Annotated in this window: 19 protein-coding genes; 12 read left to right on the plus strand and 7 right to left on the minus strand. The window is 67.4% G+C overall.

Annotated elements, in window-relative coordinates:
- Nucleotides 1-8: 8 nt before the first annotated feature.
- Both exbD and AC5P99_RS00670 read left to right on the plus strand, forming a co-directional pair.
- Nucleotides 9-434: a TonB system transport protein ExbD gene (gene exbD / locus AC5P99_RS00665; RefSeq protein ID WP_005410926.1), complete on the plus strand. Its 426-nt coding sequence runs from the start codon at nucleotides 9-11 to the stop codon at nucleotides 432-434.
- The gene (locus AC5P99_RS00670) at nucleotides 431-1,150 is read left to right on the plus strand and encodes an energy transducer TonB (protein ID WP_060381082.1); all 720 of its coding nucleotides are present in this window, start codon (nucleotides 431-433) and stop codon (nucleotides 1,148-1,150) included. Before exbD ends, AC5P99_RS00670 begins: the two co-directional genes overlap by 4 nt.
- A 77-nt stretch (nucleotides 1,151-1,227) precedes the next feature.
- Here the strand turns inward: AC5P99_RS00670 and AC5P99_RS00675 are convergent, their stop codons facing one another.
- Nucleotides 1,228-3,255: a sodium-translocating pyrophosphatase gene (locus AC5P99_RS00675; RefSeq protein WP_005410924.1), complete on the minus strand. Its 2,028-nt coding sequence runs from the start codon at nucleotides 3,253-3,255 to the stop codon at nucleotides 1,228-1,230.
- Nucleotides 3,256-3,563: 308 nt separating this feature from the next.
- On the opposite strand from AC5P99_RS00675, the gene AC5P99_RS00680 reads away from it, so the two are divergent.
- Nucleotides 3,564-4,067: a hypothetical protein gene (locus tag AC5P99_RS00680; RefSeq protein ID WP_049450520.1), complete on the plus strand. Its 504-nt coding sequence runs from the start codon at nucleotides 3,564-3,566 to the stop codon at nucleotides 4,065-4,067.
- Between the two features lie 72 nt (nucleotides 4,068-4,139).
- On the opposite strand, the gene AC5P99_RS00685 is transcribed toward AC5P99_RS00680, so the two are convergent.
- Together AC5P99_RS00685 and AC5P99_RS00690 are read right to left on the minus strand one after the other, a co-directional pair.
- Nucleotides 4,140-4,529, minus strand: coding sequence for a DUF488 domain-containing protein (locus AC5P99_RS00685; RefSeq protein ID WP_060380348.1), 390 nt, complete (start codon nucleotides 4,527-4,529; stop codon nucleotides 4,140-4,142).
- A gap of 118 nt (nucleotides 4,530-4,647) precedes the next feature.
- The gene (locus tag AC5P99_RS00690) at nucleotides 4,648-5,904 is read right to left on the minus strand and encodes a 6-phosphofructokinase (protein WP_005410921.1); all 1,257 of its coding nucleotides are present in this window, start codon (nucleotides 5,902-5,904) and stop codon (nucleotides 4,648-4,650) included.
- A 136-nt stretch (nucleotides 5,905-6,040) separates the two neighbouring features.
- On the opposite strand from AC5P99_RS00690, the gene AC5P99_RS00695 reads away from it, so the two are divergent.
- The 3 genes from AC5P99_RS00695 to AC5P99_RS00705 all read left to right on the plus strand — a co-directional run bounded on the left by AC5P99_RS00695 (nucleotide 6,041) and on the right by AC5P99_RS00705 (nucleotide 8,873).
- Nucleotides 6,041-6,604, plus strand: coding sequence for an adenylate kinase (locus AC5P99_RS00695; RefSeq protein WP_005410920.1), 564 nt, complete (start codon nucleotides 6,041-6,043; stop codon nucleotides 6,602-6,604).
- A gap of 329 nt (nucleotides 6,605-6,933) precedes the next feature.
- Nucleotides 6,934-8,298: a UDP-N-acetylmuramate:L-alanyl-gamma-D-glutamyl-meso-diaminopimelate ligase gene (mpl, locus tag AC5P99_RS00700; protein WP_049450515.1), complete on the plus strand. Its 1,365-nt coding sequence runs from the start codon at nucleotides 6,934-6,936 to the stop codon at nucleotides 8,296-8,298.
- Nucleotides 8,295-8,873: an LON peptidase substrate-binding domain-containing protein gene (locus AC5P99_RS00705; RefSeq protein WP_049450514.1), complete on the plus strand. Its 579-nt coding sequence runs from the start codon at nucleotides 8,295-8,297 to the stop codon at nucleotides 8,871-8,873. Before mpl ends, AC5P99_RS00705 begins: the two co-directional genes overlap by 4 nt.
- A gap of 122 nt (nucleotides 8,874-8,995) precedes the next feature.
- Here AC5P99_RS00705 and AC5P99_RS00710 read toward each other — a convergent pair whose 3' ends face one another.
- On the minus strand, nucleotides 8,996-10,993 hold the full coding sequence (locus AC5P99_RS00710; RefSeq protein ID WP_012481181.1) for a bifunctional DedA family/phosphatase PAP2 family protein: 1,998 nt from the start codon (nucleotides 10,991-10,993) through the stop codon (nucleotides 8,996-8,998).
- An 85-nt stretch (nucleotides 10,994-11,078) separates the two neighbouring features.
- Between AC5P99_RS00710 and AC5P99_RS00715 the strand changes: the two genes are divergently transcribed.
- Both AC5P99_RS00715 and AC5P99_RS00720 read left to right on the plus strand, forming a co-directional pair.
- Complete coding sequence (locus AC5P99_RS00715; RefSeq protein ID WP_032966984.1) at nucleotides 11,079-11,741, plus strand: serine/threonine-protein kinase; 663 nt, start codon at nucleotides 11,079-11,081, stop codon at nucleotides 11,739-11,741.
- Nucleotides 11,742-11,755: 14 nt separating this feature from the next.
- Nucleotides 11,756-12,244 carry a DUF2867 domain-containing protein gene (locus AC5P99_RS00720; protein WP_217279012.1) on the plus strand — a complete coding sequence of 163 codons (489 nt, stop codon included), beginning with the start codon at nucleotides 11,756-11,758 and terminating at the stop codon, nucleotides 12,242-12,244.
- Nucleotides 12,245-12,295: 51 nt separating this feature from the next.
- Here AC5P99_RS00720 and AC5P99_RS00725 read toward each other — a convergent pair whose 3' ends face one another.
- Nucleotides 12,296-12,979 (minus strand): hypothetical protein, encoded by a 684-nt coding sequence (locus AC5P99_RS00725; RefSeq protein WP_005414380.1) that lies wholly within the window; start codon nucleotides 12,977-12,979, stop codon nucleotides 12,296-12,298.
- Between the two features lie 108 nt (nucleotides 12,980-13,087).
- Here AC5P99_RS00725 and AC5P99_RS00730 point away from each other — a divergent pair, with 108 nt between their 5' ends.
- Together AC5P99_RS00730 and AC5P99_RS00735 are read left to right on the plus strand one after the other, a co-directional pair.
- The gene (locus AC5P99_RS00730; RefSeq protein ID WP_049450509.1) at nucleotides 13,088-13,906 is read left to right on the plus strand and encodes an SDR family oxidoreductase; all 819 of its coding nucleotides are present in this window, start codon (nucleotides 13,088-13,090) and stop codon (nucleotides 13,904-13,906) included.
- Nucleotides 13,907-13,999: 93 nt separating this feature from the next.
- Nucleotides 14,000-14,992, plus strand: a complete 993-nt coding sequence (locus tag AC5P99_RS00735) for a YiiG family protein (RefSeq protein ID WP_049450508.1) — start codon at nucleotides 14,000-14,002, stop codon at nucleotides 14,990-14,992.
- A 55-nt stretch (nucleotides 14,993-15,047) separates the two neighbouring features.
- Here the strand turns inward: AC5P99_RS00735 and AC5P99_RS00740 are convergent, their stop codons facing one another.
- Nucleotides 15,048-15,920: an ion transporter gene (locus AC5P99_RS00740; protein WP_005410911.1), complete on the minus strand. Its 873-nt coding sequence runs from the start codon at nucleotides 15,918-15,920 to the stop codon at nucleotides 15,048-15,050.
- 63 nt (nucleotides 15,921-15,983) lie between these two features.
- Here AC5P99_RS00740 and AC5P99_RS00745 point away from each other — a divergent pair, with 63 nt between their 5' ends.
- A complete protein-coding gene (locus AC5P99_RS00745) occupies nucleotides 15,984-17,210 on the plus strand; it encodes an acetylornithine transaminase (RefSeq protein ID WP_005414378.1) in 1,227 nt (408 codons plus the stop codon).
- A gap of 53 nt (nucleotides 17,211-17,263) precedes the next feature.
- Here the strand turns inward: AC5P99_RS00745 and AC5P99_RS00750 are convergent, their stop codons facing one another.
- The gene (locus AC5P99_RS00750) at nucleotides 17,264-17,866 is read right to left on the minus strand and encodes an HAD-IA family hydrolase (RefSeq protein WP_005410909.1); all 603 of its coding nucleotides are present in this window, start codon (nucleotides 17,864-17,866) and stop codon (nucleotides 17,264-17,266) included.
- A gap of 122 nt (nucleotides 17,867-17,988) precedes the next feature.
- Here AC5P99_RS00750 and azu point away from each other — a divergent pair, with 122 nt between their 5' ends.
- Nucleotides 17,989-18,438: an azurin gene (gene azu, locus AC5P99_RS00755; RefSeq protein ID WP_049450505.1), complete on the plus strand. Its 450-nt coding sequence runs from the start codon at nucleotides 17,989-17,991 to the stop codon at nucleotides 18,436-18,438.
- The last annotated feature ends 38 nt before the right edge of the window (nucleotides 18,439-18,476 follow it).

Here is an 18,476-nt window from a genome sequence, read left to right on the forward strand (position 1 = left end):
GCGCGACGATGGCGATCAGGACCGCGTCCGACCGCGACGACGCACCGGAAGAAGCACACGAGATCAACGTCACGCCCTTCATCGACGTGATGCTGGTGCTGCTGATCATCTTCATGGTAGCCGCACCGCTGGCCACCGTATCAGTGCCCGTGCAGCTGCCGGCCAGCAGCGCCAGTGCCACGCCGCCCGAACAGGCGCCGGTGTATGTGACCGTGCAGGCCGATCTGTCGCTGCGCGTGGGCGAGCAGGCGGTGGCGCGTGACGGGCTGGCCGCTGCATTGCAGGCGGCCACCCACGGCGACACCGCGCAGCGCATCTTCCTGCGTGCCGATACCCGCGTGCCTTACGGTGAACTGATGGCGACGCTGGACGCGCTGCGTGGCGCAGGCTACTTGAAGGTGGCACTGGTTGGACTGGAGCAGGGCGCGCGATGAGCGGATTGCGGCGCTGGGCGACCAGCCTGGCGATCGTGCTGCTGGTGCATGCGCTGCTGATCGGCGTGGCCTGCTGGTGGGCGACGCGCGCACCGGTACTGGCTGCGACGGCGCCGCCCGCCGCGCTGATGCTGGAACTGGCACCGATGGCGCAGGCACCGCCGGTGCCGCCGCGCGAGGTCGCCACCGGTCCACTGCAGCAGCAACAGCAGCGGCGGGCGCCGAAGCCGGCGCTGCGCGAGCAACCGAAGGCGCCGGTGCAGCCGCAGGGTGACCTGCCACCGCCGCGTACACCAGAGCCGACGCCCTCGCCGGATGTCGCCGACGCCAATGTCGCGCAGACCAGCGCACCGCCACAGGTGGCCGCTGACGCCGCCGCGCGCTACACCGCACCGCAGACCACGGCGGGTGAGCGCAGTCGCGCCGAGGCAAGCTGGGAAGGTCGCCTGCTGGGGCACCTGCAGAAGCATCGCCGCTATCCGCGCCAGGCCGAGCGGCTGCGCCAGCAGGGCGTGGTCTACGTGCGCTTTGCCGTGGCCCGCGATGGAGCGGTCTCGGGATTGAAGCTGGGCCGCAGCAGTGGCTTCGCGCTGCTTGACCAGGAGACGCTGGACACCGTGCAGCGCGCCAGCCCGGTACCGGCGCCGCCGGCCGAAGTGGCCGGCGACCCGGTGGACGTGATGGTGCCGGTGTCGTTCTTCCTGCGCGGGCGGTGATTGACGATGGGGTCGGATCCCTTTCCTGGGAAAGGGCTCTGACCCCATCAAGGCCGTCATCCACGCATGGCGTGGATCTACAGCAACGGCACCAGCAGCAGCGCGACGATGTTGATGATCTTGATCAGCGGATTGATCGCCGGGCCGGCCGTGTCCTTGTACGGGTCACCGACGGTATCGCCGGTCACCGCAGCCTTGTGCGCCTCGCTGCCCTTGCCGCCGAAGTGGCCATCTTCGATGTACTTCTTGGCGTTGTCCCAGGCGCCACCGCCGGTGGTCATCGAAATGGCCACGAACAGGCCGGTCACGATCGTGCCGATCAGCAGGCCACCCAGTGCGCGTGGCCCCAGCAGCAGGCCGACCACCACCGGCACCGCCACCGGCAGCAGCGAGGGCACGATCATTTCGCGGATCGCCGAGCGGGTCAGCATGTCCACCGCCTTGTCGTACTGCGGCTTGCCGGTGCCCTGCATGATGCCGGGGATCTCGCGGAACTGGCGGCGTACTTCCTCTACCACCGCACCCGCCGCGCGGCCGACCGCTTCCATCGCCATCGCACCGAACAGGTAGGGAATCAGGCCGCCGATCAGCAGGCCGATGATCACCGTGTGGTCGCTGAGGTCGAAGCGGAATTCCTGCCCGGGATGTGCAGCCTGCAGGTTGTGCGTGTAGTCCGCGAACAGCACCAATGCGGCCAGTGCGGCCGAACCGATCGCATAGCCCTTGGTCACCGCCTTGGTGGTGTTGCCAACCGCATCCAGTGGATCGGTGATGTCGCGGATCTCCGAGGGCAGCTCGGCCATCTCGGCAATCCCACCGGCGTTGTCGGTGATCGGCCCGTAGGCATCGAGAGCGACGATCATGCCGGCCATCGACAGCATCGCGGTGGCGGCGATGGCGATGCCGTACAGCCCACCCAGCGCGAACGCGCCCCAGATCGCCGCACACACGGCTACCACCGGCAGCGCGGTGGACTTCATCGAGATGCCGAGGCCGGCGATGATGTTGGTGCCGTGGCCGGTGGTCGAGGCCTGCGCCACGTGCTGCACCGGCTTGTACTGGGTGCCGGTGTAGTACTCGGTGATCCACACGATCAGCCCGGTCAGGACCAGGCCGATCAACGCGCAGCCGTACAGGGCCATCGGCCCATGTACGTTGTCACCCATCAGGCCGGTAGTGATCGGGTAGAAGGCGATGGCGGCCAGCACGCCGGAGACGATCACGCCCTTGTACAGCGCGCCCATGATCGAGCCGCCAGGCTTCACTTTCACGAACAGCGCGCCGATGATCGAGGCGATGATCGATACGCCGCCCAGCACCAGCGGATACAGCACCGCATTGGCGCCTGCCTCGGCCAGCATCAGGCTGCCCAGCAGCATTGTTGCGATCACGGTCACCGCGTAGGTTTCGAACAGATCGGCGGCCATGCCGGCGCAGTCGCCCACGTTGTCACCCACGTTGTCGGCGATCACCGCCGGGTTGCGCGGGTCGTCCTCGGGAATGCCGGCTTCCACCTTGCCGACCAGATCGGCGCCGACGTCGGCGCCCTTGGTGAAGATGCCACCGCCCAGCCGCGCGAAGATCGAGATCAGCGACGAGCCGAAGGCCAGGCCGACCAGCGCATGCAGCGCCTGTTCCATCGGCAGGCCCATGCGCAGCAGCAACGCGTAGTAGCCGGCCACGCCCAGCAGGCCCAGCCCGACCACCAGCATGCCGGTGATCGCGCCACCGCGGAAGGCGACGTCCATTGCGGCGCTGATGCCGTGGCGTGCAGCTTCGGCAGTGCGCACGTTGGCGCGTACCGACACGTTCATGCCGATGTAGCCGGCCGCGCCGGACAGTACCGCGCCGACCGCGAAGCCGATCGCGGTGTACCAGCTGAGGAACACACCGACCAGCACGAACAGCACCACACCGGCCACGCCAATGGTCAGGTACTGGCGGTTGAGATAGGCACGCGCACCTTCCTGGATCGCCGTGGCGATCGCGATCATGCGTTCATTGCCGGTGGGTTGGCGCAGGATCCAGCGCGCCGAGACGATTCCGAACAGGATCGCGAGAATGGCGCAGCCCAGCGCCAGTGACAGCCCGTGACGTTCCAGCATTAGACCCCTCCGCAGAATGGATGTAGGCATCCAGTGGCGATGAACGGCACCACGAGGGGGACGACGGGCTGCAGCCTGGAACCAACCCGTACCGACCTTGGCGGTCGTCCGACGTATGGCGGTGTTCAGCATTCCCTGGTGCCCGCAGTATGCGTGCCGCGCACTGTAGAGTCGAGCCGTGCTCGACTGGCTTCTGCGAGCCGCAGCGCATGCCGCCAGTCAATGGGCTTGATTCGAGAGCCACCGGCCTTTGCACCCCGTTAAGCCAGCCTCTGCAAGCCTGCGTGGAGTCCTGAAGGAGATCTCCCATGCGCCTGTCCCTGTTGATGCTTGCCGCCCTGGTCCCGGCTGTACCGGCATTGGCTGCGGAAACCCCGGAGCTACAGCGTGCCGTGGGCGCACCCCAGGCGGTGGGCGCGGTGCATACGCTGCGCCAGATTCCCGAGGCCTGTGCGCGCCTGGAAGGCGCCTTCACCGGGCAGGCGGCCGAGCCGTACCGCTTCTCTGCGGTGCGTACCAGTGAGCAGTGCCAGCCGCGCGCGCGCTTCGTCGACTACGCCAAGGCCCAACCGAGTGCCGACAAGGGTTGGAAGCTCAATGATGTGATCCGCGTGCCCAGCGCCGCGTGCCCCGCACAGCAGGCGGTGGTGCGAGTGTGGCGGCTGCCGTCGACCAACAAGGTCGAGCTGGACGGTCAGGGGCAGTCACGCATCTATCTGGAAGAGGCCAGGAAGCAGGCCGCTGCCGGCCAGATTCCGCAGGTGACGATGTTCGCCGCGCAGCTGCAGATGGAAGGCAAGGCCTGCAACTGAAATTGCCTGGGCGGTGTACCCAAGCGGTCATCCACGGGTAGTGCCGGCCGCTGGCCGGCAACCCTGCAATCATCACTCCGCCAGCGTCGCCCCGCGCGCCACCAGCAGCTCGCGCAAAGCCCTGCGATGGCAGTGCGCCTCATCCTCGCAGTAGCACCCCACGCTGATGTCGCTGTGCTGCGACAGTGCGGCAAGCAGGTCCAGTGCATGGGCGGCATCCGGCGCTTTCATCTCGGCCTTGTAGTGGCGGAAGAACGCGGTCCAGTCGGCGGCTGTCTTCGCCTCATGCGCCCGCTTCACCAGTTCCGCGCTGGGTGACAGGGTCGGGAACCAGACGTCGTACCAGTCCTGTCGGGCGAACTCGCTGCGCGGAACGCCGCGCGGCGGCCGCCGCACGGTGCCGATGCGCAGGCCCTCGCCAGGCACGCGCGGCGTACCGAGTCGAACAACACGCAATGCCATGGTGTGCCTCCATTAAAAGGGGACGGAGGGGATTAAGTCGTATCCGGCCCACTGCTGACGCTGTTGGAGATGACAGAGGGGCGTATGCGACTTAATCCCCTCCGTCCCCTTTTTCGGGTCAGCCCTCGAACGGCGGCAGCTTCTGCTTCACCGCCACGTTCTTCAGGGTGACGTATTTCGGCAGGCCGTCGGCGCCATACGGCAGCGGCGCTTCGCCCTTGATCAGCGGCGACAGGTAGGCCCGCGCCCTGGCGGTGATGCCGAAGCCGTCGCGGCGGATGAAGCCGGCGGGCATCTTCTTTTCATGGTTGGCGATCTTCGACAGTGGCGCCGCCTCGATCTTCCAGCGATAGGGCGCATCGCTGCTGCGCACGATCACCGGCATCACGCCGTTCTGGCCCTTCAGCGCCAGCTGCACGGCGGCCTTGCCGACCGCCTGCGCCTGCTCCCAGTCGGTCCTGCTGGCCAGGTGCCGGGCCGAGCGCTGCAGGTAGTCGGGCAGCGCCCAGTGCACCTTCAGGCCCAGCTGGTCCTTGACCCGGCCGGCCAGGTGCGCGGCCACGCCGCCCAGCTGCGAGTGGCCGAACGAGTCCTTGCCGCCGCCAGCGTCAGCGACGAAGCGGCCATCGGCGGTGGCGATGCCCTCCGACGCCACCACCACGCAGTAGCCGACGCGCTCGACCACCGCTTTCACCTTGGCCAGGAACGCCGCCTCGTCATAGGCGCGTTCGGGCAGCAGGATGATGTGCGGCGCTTCGTCATCGCCGTTGCCGGCAAGGCCAGCGGCCGCGGCCAGCCAGCCGGCGTGGCGGCCCATCGCTTCGTAGATGAAGACGCGGGTGGAGGTCTCGGCCATCGCCGCCACGTCCAGCGCCGCCTCGCGTACCGACACCGCGGTGTACTTGGCCGCCGAGCCGAAGCCGGGGCAGGTGTCGGTCACTGCCAGGTCGTTGTCGATGGTCTTGGGCACGCCGATGCAGGTCAGGTCGTAGCCGGAGGCCTTGGCCAGCTGCGAGACCTTCAGCGCGGTATCGGCCGAGTCGTTGCCGCCGTTGTAGAGGAACCAGCGCACGTCATGGGCGCGCAGCACCTCCAGCAGGCGGTCGTAGCGGGCGCGGTCGGCGTCCAGCGATTTCAGCTTGACCCGGCAGGAGCCGAACGCGCCGCCCGGGGTATGGGCGAGGGCGCGGATGGCCGCAGCGCTCTCCTTGCTGGTGTCGATCAGTTCCTCGCGCAGCGCGCCGAGGATGCCGTTGCGCGCGGCCAGGACCTTGATGCCCTTGGCCCGGGCCTGCTCGATCACCGCCGCCGCCGTGGCGTTGATGACCGCGGTGACACCACCGGATTGGGCGTAGAGGAGAGTACCGTTGCGCATGCGTCTACCTGCTCGGGGGAAAGGACATTGCAGGGACATTACCCGGATGCGGTAAAGTGGCGCTATTGCGGTGCAGCGATACCGGTCCGTCCGGGACGCGAGCCTTCTTTGTTTTCAACACGTTGGAGTCAGGTCAATGCGATTGGTTCTGTTGGGACCGCCCGGTTCGGGCAAGGGGACACAGGCGACGCGCCTGAAGGAAAAGCTGGGGATCGCCCACATTTCGACCGGTGACATGCTGCGCGCGGAAATCGCCGCGGGCACGGAGCTGGGCAAGCAGGCCAAGACGGTGATGGATGCCGGCAACCTGGTGTCGGACGACATCCTGCTGGGCATGCTGGAGTCGCGCCTGACCCAGCCCGATGTCGCCAAGGGCTTCATTCTTGATGGCTACCCGCGCAATGTGGCCCAGGCCAATGCGATGGACGGCCTGCTGGCCAAGATCGGCCAGCCGCTGGATGCCGTGGTGCAGCTGGACGTGGCCACCGAGCTGCTGGTCGAGCGCATCGCCGGTCGTGCCAAGGAACAGGGCCGCGCCGACGACACGCCGGAAGCGGTGCGCCAGCGCCTGCAGGTCTACAACGACCAGACCGCCCCGGTGGTCGACTTCTACGCCGGCCGTGGCACCCTGGCCCGCGTCGATGGCGTCGGTGAGCTGGACGAGATCGAAGCCCGCATCCTGGCGGCGATCAAGGCCTGATCCGGCGGGGCCGGTCTGTTGCCGGCCCTTCGGGCGCAAAAAAACACAGGCCTGGTCCGTGAGGATCAGGCCTGTGTCGTTTGACAGGCGCCAGCGAAGGGCTTGCTCAGGGCCCCGCAGCATGAGCTCCCTTGGGGATGGCCTCTTGGGGAGTAGGACCGGTTCGGGTACTGCGGCTGGCAGTTCGAATTGTGTCCGGGTTCACAGAACATCGCTATCGGGAATTCCCTGACAGGTGATTGGAGTTTTCTCACATCCCGTGTAGGACTTGTCTTACCCGGGGGCGGACATTGGCCCTATACAGCCGTCATCGGTCACAATCCTCGGTCATGAGCAGCGTACATATCCTTGCAATCGCCGGCACCTTCATGGGCGGCGTGGCCGCCCTGGCGCGGGAACTGGGCCATACGGTCAGCGGCAGCGACCAGGCCATCTATCCGCCAATGTCGACCCAGCTCGAGCAGCTGGGCATCGCCCTGGACCAGGGCTACCGCGCCGACAGCGTGCCGGCAGGCACCGATGACGTGGTGATCGGCAACGCCCTCTCGCGCGGCAATGCCGCCGTTGAGGCCGTGCTCGACGCCGGCCAGCGCTACATTTCGGGAGCGCAATGGCTGTCCGAACAGGTACTGCCGGGTCGCGACACCCTGGCCGTGGCAGGTACCCATGGCAAGACCACCACCACCACCATCCTCACCTGGCTGCTGGAAAGCGCCGGTCGTTCGCCCGGTTTCCTGATCGGCGGCGTCGCCGAGGATTTCGGCGTCTCCGCCCGGCTGGGCCAGGGCCGTGAGTTCGTGGTCGAGGCCGACGAGTACGACACCGCGTTCTTCGACAAGCGCAGCAAGTTCGTGCACTACCGGCCGCTGGTGGCCATCCTCAACAACCTTGAATACGACCACGCCGACATCTTCCCGGACGTAGCCGCGATCCAGCGCCAGTTCCACCATCTGGTGCGCACGGTGCCCGCGCGTGGCCGCCTGATCGTCAATGGCGAGGATCAGTACCTGGCCGAAGTGCTGGCAATGGGCTGCTGGACCCCGGTCGAGCGCTTCGGCTTCGATCCGTCGCTGGAATGGCATGCCGAGCTGCTGGCTGCCGATGGCAGCGCGTTCCGCGTGCATCATCGCGGGCAGGCACTGGGCGATGTGCAGTGGTCGCTGCTGGGCCGCCACAACGTGCTCAACGGCCTGGCCGCGCTGGCCGCGGCGAATGCGGTGGGCGTGGCACCGGCAGAGGTGATTCCGGCGCTGACGCGCTTCCGCAGCGTCAAGCGCCGCATGGAAGTGATCGGCAGCCATGACGGCATCACCGTCTACGACGACTTCGCCCATCACCCGACCGCAATCGCCACCACGCTGGAAGGCCTGCGTGCCAAGGTCGGCGATGCGCGCATCGTGGTCGCGATGGAACCGCGCAGCAACTCGATGCGGCTCGGCGCACATGCGCAGGCGCTGGCTCCCTCGCTGGCGCTGGCCGATGAAGTGGTGTTCCTGCATCGCCCGGAACTGGCCTGGGATGCTGCGGCGGTGATCGCCGCGGTGCGTGGCGAAGCCCATGCCGTGCCCGATACCGACGCATTGCTGGCGCAGCTGCAGGCCAGCGCGCGCAGCGGCGACCACGTGGTGTTCATGTCCAACGGTGGCTTCGACGGCGCGCCGCGTCGCTTCCTCGCCGCCCTGCAGGCCCGATGAGCGGCGACGGCTCGCTGCCGCTGTTCCCGCTGCACACCACGCTGGTACCGGGTGCGGCGGTGGGCCTGCGCGTATTCGAGCGCCGCTATCTGGACCTGATCCGCGACAGCGGCCGCAGTGGTGAGGGGTTTGGTGTCTGTCTGATCCTCGATGGCGAGGAAGTCGGCGCACCAGCGACGCCGGCCGCCTATGGCGTGCAGGTGCGCATCGAAGACTTCGATGTCGGCGCCGACGGCGTGCTGCAACTGCGCCTGCGCGGAACCCGCCGTTTCCACGTCGAGCGTACCCGCGTGCGCGACAACGGCCTGGTGGTGGCCGACGTGCGCTGGTGCGAGGAAGACCCGGACGATGAACTGCGGCCACAGCATGCGCTGCTGGCCACGCTGCTGGGGCACATCATCGAACAGGCTGGCGAGGCCTATGCGCCGGCCAACCCGGCGCTGCTGGACCAGGCCAGCTGGGTCGGCTGGCGGTTGGCCGAACTGTTGCCGCTGAGCGAGCAGCAGCGCCTGCAGCTGCTGCAGGTGGACGACCCGCACCAGCGATTGCAGCAATTGCTGGGCTGGATGCCGTAGAAGCCATCCACGCATGGCGTGGATCTGCTGTAGAGCCGAGCCCATGCTCGGCTTGATGGATCCCGCGAAGCGCAGCCGAGCATGGGCTCGGCTCTACACTGGGTGAGCGCGACCGGTACCGGTCAGGGCGTGGTGGTCTTCAACCGCAGCACCGGCAACCCGGTTTCGCTGTGCACGTCCTCGCGCTGCGGCAGGTCCTGCACGGCGTCCTTCACCGCGTTCAACGCCGGGTCGACGCCACGCAGCGGGTGCCACATGCCGATCCACTCGAAGTGGCGTTCGTAACGCAGGGTCTGTGCACTGCCCAGCCACAGCGGCGTGTTGCCCGCCTGCAGCTGCGCGGGTGCAGGCCACAGGCGCAGCACATAGCGTTCGTCCGGCTTCGCACCCTGGCGCACCATCAGCAGTGCTTCCACGCGGGTGTCCAGCGTGGCCGGCAGCACCGGCAGTTCATCGGCGCCGGTGTTCTTGTCCAGCATCAGCAGCGCCTGCTGCCAGCCGGCCTGTTCCTGCCGCTTCCAGCCACGCGCTTCCAGCTGCGCCTGCAGCGGTGCCAATGGCCCGGCCACCTGCACGTCCAGCGGCCAGCGCTGGTCGTCGTCGAACTCGTTGCGGCGCGCCGGCAGCGTGGCCCAGTCGTGCTGCCACCACGCCTGCATGTCCATCGCCTGCGGGGCCGGCAGGGTCGGTTCGAAGCGTTCCAGCTTCACCGGGATGTTGCGCGGTGCGTACCACATCGCCGCCACGGCGAAGACGCCGTAGAACAGCCAGGCCACCGGCTTCACCCAGAACGAGCGGTTGAAGCGGCGGCGATAGGCGATGCCCAGCACCAGCAGCCAGAACGTGCCGAACAGCATGCCGCCGATCACGTCGCTCAGCCAATGCGCGCCCAGGTACAGGCGCGAGAAGCCGATCAGGCTGACCACGATGCCCGAAACCAGGTACGGCCAGACGCGGGTGCGGCCGGGCATCTCGCGTGCGATCAGCACCGCGAAGAAGCCGAAGGTGATGGTGGCCATGGTCACCGACACCGACGGGAAGCCGAAGCCGCTGCTGGCGTCGATCGGGCGCACCACATCCACGGTGGCGCCCAGCAGCATGGTCAGGGCCAGGCCGAAGGCCAGTGCCGCCAGCCAGTGAGCAGCGGCCATCCAGCGTCGGCGCCAGATCAGATAGCCCATCGCCGCGGCGGTGGCCGGCAGCAGGACCTGCCAGGCCCCGAGCGACGCCAGCGCAGCCATCGGGTAGTCGGCCAGCGGATTGCGCAGCGCCAGCATGGCCTGGTGCACCAGCAGGTCGATCGCCAGCGGCTCGCCATGTGCGACCACCACGGTCAACAGCGCGAACCAGCCCCAGCCCAGCAGGAGCAGCATCAGCGCCAGCATCGCCAGCGGCACCGATTCGCGCCGCTTCGGGTCCAGCACGCCAACGGTGTAGCGGCCCAGCGTCGGGTGGCGGTTGGACCAGTCCAGCAGGCGTGCCAGCCAGTTGTCCATGCGTGCGGCCGACCAGCGGTAGCCGTACAGCACGATGGCCCAGACCAGGCCAAGGATCACCGCCAGCAGGCCGACCACCACCACCAGCCGCCCGGCTACAGCAGCCACCGCGTCGTACGCTTCGCCGAGGATCCAGCCCGGCGCCAGGAACAGCACCGCCCAGGAAATGCTGGCGATGCCGCTGGCCTGCACGTAGCGGCTGGCGGGCATCTTCATCATGCCGGCGATGGCCGGCACGAACGGGCGGATCGCGCCGACGTAGCGTGCCACCAGGATGCTCTTGAAGGCATTGCGGCGGAACAGGTTTTCGCCGCGGTCGAGCAGCTGCGGGTAACGGCTGAACGGCCACACGCCGCGCAGGCGGTCGCCCCAGCGGCGGCCGATCCAGTAACTGATGCCATCGCCGGCAAACGCACCCAATGCCGCAGCCGCCACCGCGTACGGCCCGGAGATCTGGCCCAGGCCAATGAACACGCCCACCGCGAACAGCAGTGGCAGCGCCGGCACGATGGCGCCAAGAATGATGACCGCATCGCAGAAGGCGATGAGGAAGATAACGGCGCCCGCCAGCACGGGGTGAGCGGCAATCCACGCGAGCGTGGCGTCGATCCATGAAGAGTCCATTGCCCGATTATAGGGGCGTGAAGGTGACTGGTTCCCAGCCGCTTCGTGACCGTTTGCAACCGGCGCCATCGCCTAGAATGGAGTCATGCCGCATACGCCAGACGCTCCCCACCATGCTCTGAAGGCCGACAGCTTCGGCCGGATCCTTCTTGTGAAAGGGCCCGATGGCCCGTTCGTACGCCGCGATCTGGGGGCCACGCCGCTGTGGCTGCGGTTGCCCGCGTGGTGGCTTGCACGTCGCGAAGCACGCGCGCTGCGCCATATCCATGGCATGGCCGATGTGCCGCAGCTGCTGGCCTGGGATGGCCGCCACCTCGACCGCAGCTTCATGGCCGGCGATGCCATGTACCAGCGTCCGCCGCGCGGCGATCTGGCCTGGTTCCGCGCCGCGCGTCGCCTGCTGCAGCAGCTGCATCGCAATGGCGTGGCCCACAACGACCTGGCCAAGGAAGCCAACTGGCTGGTCACTGAAGATGGACGACCGGCGCTGATCGACTTCCAGCTGGCGGTGATCGGCAACCCGCGCTCGCGCTGGATGCGGCTGCTGGCCCGCGAGGACCTGCGCCACCTGCTCAAGCACAAGCGCATGTACTGCCGCGAATCACTCACCCCGGTGGAGAAGCGCGTGCTCAAGCGTACGTCGTGGGTGCGCGAGCTGTGGTTCGCCACCGGCAAGCCGGTCTACCGCTTCGTCACCCGCCGCATCCTGCACTGGGAAGACAACGAGGGGCAGGGACCGAAGCCGTGAGTGCATCGCAGGTGATGAGCGCGCCGCCGAGCGCGGGCAGCGTGCTGCGAACTCAGCTGCCCGGTGCGGATTTCGTGCATGCGTGCCATGCGACCACCCGTCGTGATGGGCGCTCGGCCTTGCAGGCCTATCGCGACATGGCCGCGAGCATTCCCGGTTGGTTCGATGGTCTGATGGCGCTGCGCAACCACGGCATGCGCCTGCTTGGGATGAAGCACCTTGGCTCATTGCGTGCGGTTCAGGACACCGACGATCCGGCGGCCGGCCAGCGGCTGGGCATCTTCACCCTGCAGTCGCTGGATGACGATGCCATCGTGCTGGAAGACGATGATCGCCACCTGCGCGTACAGCTGGCCCTGCAATGGCAGGGCGATGTGCTGGAAGTGGTGACGGTGGTGCATACGCATAACGCATTCGGGCGGCTCTACATGCTGCCGGTCGCGCCCGTGCACAGGTTGATCGTGCCGCATCTGCTGCAGAAGCAGGTGCAGGCGTACCGATGATTCGACACTGCGCTCGCCGGGCCATGCCCGGCGACACGCGGCATTTCCGGATTACGGCGTCGCCGGCACCACCTGCTGGCCGATGAAGTTGCGCTTGGCATCGAAGTCATAGGCGATCTGCAGCTGGCCCACGTCCGGGCAGGCGTGGCAGTCGCGCAGCGGTGTGCGGTACAGCAGGCGGATCCCGCCGCCCTCCAGCGGTGTCGCTCCGGCCGATTGCGCCGGCGCGAATGGCGTGGCCTGCGGGTTGGCCTTCAACAGCTCCTGCACGGCCGGGTCGGCACGCAGCGTGTCGTCCAGCTGTACGGCATCCACATCGATGCGCTTGCCGCTGGCGTCGACCAGGCGGGTGCCTTCGTTGGTGTTGGCCCGGAAGGGATACTCGACCGTGGCAATGCCCAGCCCCTCGTTCTCATGCCAGGCGGTGACATACGCCAGTTCCCCGGCGCTGGACAGTTGCTCGGCCGCGGTGATCGCCTCGGCGCTTGCTCCCCCCGCTCGCATCGCATCGCGCAGGCAATCCCGGGTGGCGGCATTCTCTCCCTGGCGGCATGCGTTCAGATCGCCATCCCAGACCACGGCCTCGCTCCAGCGCATCTTGCCGTCGGCGGCGGCCTTCTCCGCGCTGGGCGCGTCACCGGCGGGTGGCTCCTTGCCGGGTTCCGGCGAACGGCCCTGGCAGGCAGTCAGCAGGGCAAGCCCCAGGGCAGGCAGCAACAGGCGGGAACGGCGCATGGCGTGGACCTCGTGCGTTGGCTGGAGGCCCGAGTATCGTCAAGGCCGGGTGAACTCCGCGTCGGCGCGGCATACTAGCGGCTCATTGCATACGCTGGAGTGTGGAACGTGGGCAGTCTGCAGGGCAAAACGCTTTTCATCACCGGAGCCTCGCGTGGGATCGGCCTGGCCATCGCACTGCGCGCTGCGCGCGACGGCGCCAACGTGGCCATTGCGGCCAAGTCGTCGGTGCCGAATCCGAAGCTGCCGGGCACCATCCATACCGCGGCTGAAGCGGTGACGGCGGCAGGCGGGCAGGGCCTGGCCCTGAAGTGCGACATCCGCGAGGAAGAGCAGGTGCACGCGGCGGTTGCGGCCACGGTCGATACCTTCGGCGGCATCGACATCCTGGTCAACAACGCCAGCGCGATCTGGCTGCGCGGTACGCTGGATACGCCGATGAAGCGTTTCGACCTGATGCAGCAGGTCAATGCGCGCGGCAGTTTCCTGTGCGCGCAGGCCTGCCTGCCGTACCTGCTGCAGGCGCCGAATCCGCACATCCTCACCCTTGCACCGCCGCCCAGCCTGGCGCCGAAGTGGTGGGCACCGCATACCGGCTACACGCTGGCGAAGATGGGCATGAGCTTCGTTACCCTGGGCCTGGCCGCGGAATTCGGCCCGCAGGGCGTGGCGGTGAATGCGCTGTGGCCGCGCACGGTCATCGCCACCGATGCGATCAACATGATCCCGGGCGTGGATGCGGCCGGCTGCCGCACGCCGCAGATCATGGCTGATGCCGCGCATGCGGTGCTGGTGCGCGAAGCGGCGGGCTTCCATGGCCAGTTCCTGATCGACGATGACGTGCTGGCGCAGGCGGGTATCACCGATCTTTCGGGCTACGCAGTGGATCCATCGCGTCCGTTGCTGCCGGATCTGTTCCTGGATTGATCGTACGTCGCCGGAAGAGGCCGAGGGCTGCGACCTTCGGCCTGCTGCGCTAGAATGCGCAGCTGTAATCGTTTTCAACAGGGATGTGAACACATGTCACGCACTCTTTCCGTCGCGGCGCTGGCCGCTTCGCTGTCGTTGATCCTGGCCGCCTGCGGTGGCAAGGCACCCGCCGCTGCGGGCGGCGCCGCTGCCTCCGGCACGCCGGACGCCAGCGCGGCGCCGTCCGACCCGCAGCAGCAGTTGACCGCCAAGCTCAACGCCTACATCGGCTGCTTCAACGCGCTTGATTCGAAGACCCACGGCAGCATCGAGTCCTATACGCGCTGGATCAAGGATGTCGCCGCCGGCCCGACCGGTCGCGAGACACAGGTGTACGGTCCGTTCGAGATCAGCGATTACGACATGAAGCAGTGCGATGCCCCCGTGACCGAGGCGATCGCTGCCAAGCCAGTGCTGGCTGAACTCGATGCTGCTGCCGGCCACTACCAGCAGGCGCTGAAGGCGCTGGTGCCGATCAGCAAGGACGCGCACGACTACTACGATCGCCAGGACTACGAAGACGACCAGTTCGCCAAGGGCAAGCAGCTGCACGCGCCCTTGATGGCCGCCTTCAAGGATTTCGTGGCTGCCAGCGAAACGTTCAATGCCGAGCTGGAGCGCCAGAACGACGCCGCCCAGCGCGAGCAGCTCAAGGCACTGGAGCAGGCCGAGGGTCGCACGCGCGAGTACTACCGCCTGGCGATGATGCTGGAAGCCAAGGCCATCATGGATCTGATGAGCGAGGATGATTTCGATCAGGCCAAGGCCCGCGAGCGTCTGGATGCGTTCAACCGCATTTCCGACGAAGCGCATGCGAAGGTGGCTGATCAGGAGCCGGGCAAGCTGGACTGGAACAGCTTCGAGCGTGAGGCCGAGAACTTCCGTCGGGAAGGCAAGGCGCGGCTGCAGCGCGTCAGCGAGAAAGAGCCTTACACCGATTTCGAACGACGCATGCTTGATTCGCCGTCGATGGCGCCGCGTGGATCGGCCAGCAAGCTGATGCAGGAATACAACACGCTCGTTTTCCAGAGCAACCGCCAGTAGTGCTCCCGCTCATGGCGTGATCAGCGTGCGCCGGTGTACATCGCCGGCGCTCGCATCAATGACTGAACGCATCCGGCAGCTTGCCGCCGCACTTGCGGCAGTGCAGTGCATCTGGTTCATGGCCTTCCAGCCCACAGTCCGGGCAGCCACGCGCATCGCGGCGTGCGGCCTGCTCGGCTTCACGCATGGTGCTGGCCAGTTCGGCGGTGTAGATGCCGGTGGGCACGGCGATGATGCTGTAGCCGATCAGGATCAGCACCGAGGTGACGAAGCGGCCGAGCACGGTCTGCGGCACGATATCGCCGAAGCCGACCGTGGCCATGGTCACCACCGCCCAGTACATGCTGGCCGGGATGTTGGTGAAACCGTGTTCGGGGCCCTCGATCACGTACATCAGCGCACCGGCGATGATGGTGATGGTGATCACCGTGAACAGGAATACCAGCACCTTGCGCCGGCTGCGCCACAGCGACGTCATCAGGACGCCGCTTTCCTCGATGTAGCGGGTCAGCTTCAGGATGCGGAACACCCGCAGGATGCGCAGCGCGCGCACCACCAGCAGGCTCTGCGCGCCGGGGATGAACATCGACAGGTAGGCGGGCAGGATCGACAGCAGGTCGATGATGCCCCAGATGCTCACTGCATACCGCAGCGGGCGCTTGACCACCGCCAGCCGCAGCAGGTACTCGGCGGTGAAGATGATCGTGAAGCCCCATTCCAGGATGTACAGGCCGGTGGACCATTCGGCATGCAGGTGCTGCACGCTGTCGATCATCACCACCAGGATGCTGGCGACGATCGCCACCACCAGGATCAGGTCGAAATTGCGCGAAGGGCGGGTGTCATGGCGGTAGATGATGTCGAACCACCGACGGCGCCAGCCGGTCTCGGTGGCGGGGTTGAGCTGGGGGGCGGAAAACGGTCGCATGGGCGCATTGTGCCGCAGGGGTTCCGGCGCGAGAATGGGCGTTCCTGAACCCTGCCGACTGCCATGACCGCCGCGACCGATCCGCTGATCTCCCTTTCGCACTATTACCTGCCGGTCTACAAGCCCCGCCAGGTGGTACTGGAGCGAGGCCAGGGCGCCCGAGTATGGGACAGCCAGGGCCGTGAGTTCATCGACCTGGCTGCCGGCATCGCCGTGTGCGGCCTGGGCCACAACGATCCGGACCTGGTGGCCGCGCTGGTCGAGCAGGCCGGCAAGCTCTGGCACACCAGCAACGTGTTCTACAGCGCACCGCCGCTGCACCTGGCCGAGGAACTGGTGAAGGCCAGTCGTTTCGCCGAGCGGGTGTTCCTGTGCAACTCCGGCGCCGAAGCCAACGAAGTGGCGATCAAGATGGTCCGCAAGTGGGCCTCCAGCCAGGGCCGCCCGGCCGACAAGCGCGTCATCATCACCTTCCGTGGCAGCTTCCACGGCCGCACCATGGGCGCGGTGACCGCTACCGCGCAGCCGAAGTACCAGGAAGGCTACGAGCCGCTGCCGGGTGGCTTCCGCTACATCGATTTCAACGACGAAGTGCAGCTGGAAACCGCGATGGCCGCCGGTGACGTGGCGGCGGTGATGCTGGAGCCGATCCAGGGCGAGGGCGGCGTGATGCCGGCCAAGTCCGGCTTCCTCAAGCGCGTGCGCGAACTGTGCGACCAGCACGACGCGCTGCTGGTGCTGGACGAGATCCAGGCCGGCATGGGCCGCACCGGCACGCTGTTCGCGCACTGGCAGGACGACGTGGTGCCGGACATGGTCACCCTGGCCAAGGCACTGGGTGGCGGCTTCCCGATCGGTGCGATGCTGGCCGGCCCGAAGGTGGCCGAGACCATGCAGTTTGGCGCGCACGGCACCACCTTCGGTGGCAACCCGCTGGCCGCTGCGGTGGCCCGCGTGGCGCTGCGCAAGCTGGCCTCGTCGGAGATCGCCGCCAACGTCAGCCGCCAGTCGAAGGCGCTGCGCGATGGCTTCGCGCGCATCAACGAAGAGTTCGGCGTGTTCAGCGAGGTGCGTGGTCGCGGCCTGATGCTGGGTGCGGTGCTGAGCAAGGACTTCGCCGGCCAGGCTGGTGCGATCCTCGACCACGCCGCCGGGCAGGGGCTGCTGACCCTGCAGGCCGGCCCGGACGTGCTGCGCTTCGTGCCGTCGCTGAACATCACCGACGAAGAAGTGGCTGAAGGCCTCAAGCGCCTGCGCGCGGCAATTGCCGCGTTCATCGCCGCGCGCTGACGCCATAATGCTGGGGTCGGATCCCTCTCCTGCGCAGAGGGCTCTGACCCCGATCAGCCCACCGCGTAACGCTTCAACACCTTGCCCAGCCCACGGCCATCGCGCACGGTTTCCGCGTGCAGGCCGGCGGCGCGTGCGCCGCGCACGTTGGCGAACAGGTCATCGACGAACAGCGTGCGGGCAGGTGCCACGTCCAGTGCTTCCAGCGTGCGCAGGAACACCGCGGGCGCCGGTTTGCGCAGGCCGAACTCCGCGCTGCAGAACACGCGCTCATGCAGGGCCGGGAACAGTTCCGGTAGCAGAGTCGGCAAGGCCTGCTGCATCAGTGCGCCATTGTTGGTCAGCACCGCCATCGGCAGCTGCAGGGCCTGCAGCCGCTGCAGCACGGCCGGCTGTGGATGGCTGGCGGCCTGTCGCGCCGCGATCCACGTGTGTACATCAACGGTGCGGCCCAGCTGTTTGCTCAGCTGCGCCAGATAGGCCGGGCCATCCAGCGTGCCATTGTCATGTGCCGCTTCCAGCCCGCTGTCGTACAGCGCGGCCTGCACGGTTTCCGGCGCGACATCCAGCGCCTGTGCCAGGTGCAGCACGCGCTGCGCGCGCTGGTACTGCACCAGCACGCCGTCCACATCCAGCAGCAACAGATCGATCCGCATCGGCCGAGCATGCCATCGCGGTGGATGCGCGGAAACCCTGGAGTGCGCGTGCGACAGACGGTCGCAGACGCGGCCACAGGAGGCTGCCTAGAATGGCGCTTGAATCCGCAGGAGATGCAACGATGAAGGCTTGGATGGTGGCAGTGGGACTGGGCGCGCTGATGCTGGCGCCGTCGGCGATGGCGCGGATATGTGCGGTCAGCATCGACAGCACCGACCAGATGAGCTTCAGCAGCCGCGAGATCAAGGTCGCCGCCGACTGCACCGCCGTGGACCTGACCCTGCGCCACACCGGCAAGCTGGCTGTCACCGCGATGGGTCACAACTGGGTGCTGACCCGTACCGCCGATTACCAGCCGGTGGCGATGGCGGGCATGCGCATGACCCTGGCCGACAGCTACCTGCCGAAGGCCGACAAGCGCGTGCTGGCGCACACCAAGGTGATCGGCGGTGGCGAGACCACGCGCGTGCGCTTCTCCACCCAGGGCCTGCAGAAGGGCGGTGACTACACCTTCTTCTGCTCGTTCCCCGGCCACTTCGCGATGATGAAGGGCAAGTTCGTCTTTGGTTGAAAAAAAGGGGACGGAGGGGATTAAGTCGTTTGTGCACA

The sequence above is a fragment of the Stenotrophomonas sp. YJH_SMC_80 genome, from assembly GCF_059372495.1.

Bases quoted from the DNA above. Each gene is read 5' to 3' on its own strand.
- AC5P99_RS00725 (WP_005414380.1), bottom strand. From the start codon at position 12,979: ATGCGCCGTTCCCGCCTGTTGCTGCCTGCCCTGGGGCTTGCCCTGCTG.
- azu (WP_049450505.1), top strand. From the start codon at position 17,989: ATGAAGGCTTGGATGGTGGCAGTGGGACTGGGCGCGCTGATGCTGGCG.
- AC5P99_RS00745 (WP_005414378.1), top strand. From the start codon at position 15,984: ATGACCGCCGCGACCGATCCGCTGATCTCCCTTTCGCACTATTACCTG.
- AC5P99_RS00705 (WP_049450514.1), top strand. From the start codon at position 8,295: ATGAGCGGCGACGGCTCGCTGCCGCTGTTCCCGCTGCACACCACGCTG.
- AC5P99_RS00695 (WP_005410920.1), top strand. From the start codon at position 6,041: ATGCGATTGGTTCTGTTGGGACCGCCCGGTTCGGGCAAGGGGACACAG.
- AC5P99_RS00720 (WP_217279012.1), top strand. From the start codon at position 11,756: ATGAGCGCGCCGCCGAGCGCGGGCAGCGTGCTGCGAACTCAGCTGCCC.
- AC5P99_RS00740 (WP_005410911.1), bottom strand. From the start codon at position 15,920: ATGCGACCGTTTTCCGCCCCCCAGCTCAACCCCGCCACCGAGACCGGC.
- mpl (WP_049450515.1), top strand. From the start codon at position 6,934: ATGAGCAGCGTACATATCCTTGCAATCGCCGGCACCTTCATGGGCGGC.
- AC5P99_RS00680 (WP_049450520.1), top strand. From the start codon at position 3,564: ATGCGCCTGTCCCTGTTGATGCTTGCCGCCCTGGTCCCGGCTGTACCG.
- AC5P99_RS00735 (WP_049450508.1), top strand. From the start codon at position 14,000: ATGTCACGCACTCTTTCCGTCGCGGCGCTGGCCGCTTCGCTGTCGTTG.
- exbD (WP_005410926.1), top strand. From the start codon at position 9: ATGGCGATCAGGACCGCGTCCGACCGCGACGACGCACCGGAAGAAGCA.
- AC5P99_RS00675 (WP_005410924.1), bottom strand. From the start codon at position 3,255: ATGCTGGAACGTCACGGGCTGTCACTGGCGCTGGGCTGCGCCATTCTC.
- AC5P99_RS00690 (WP_005410921.1), bottom strand. From the start codon at position 5,904: ATGCGCAACGGTACTCTCCTCTACGCCCAATCCGGTGGTGTCACCGCG.
- AC5P99_RS00685 (WP_060380348.1), bottom strand. From the start codon at position 4,529: ATGGCATTGCGTGTTGTTCGACTCGGTACGCCGCGCGTGCCTGGCGAG.
- AC5P99_RS00715 (WP_032966984.1), top strand. From the start codon at position 11,079: ATGCCGCATACGCCAGACGCTCCCCACCATGCTCTGAAGGCCGACAGC.
- AC5P99_RS00670 (WP_060381082.1), top strand. From the start codon at position 431: ATGAGCGGATTGCGGCGCTGGGCGACCAGCCTGGCGATCGTGCTGCTG.
- AC5P99_RS00750 (WP_005410909.1), bottom strand. From the start codon at position 17,866: ATGCGGATCGATCTGTTGCTGCTGGATGTGGACGGCGTGCTGGTGCAG.
- AC5P99_RS00710 (WP_012481181.1), bottom strand. From the start codon at position 10,993: ATGGACTCTTCATGGATCGACGCCACGCTCGCGTGGATTGCCGCTCAC.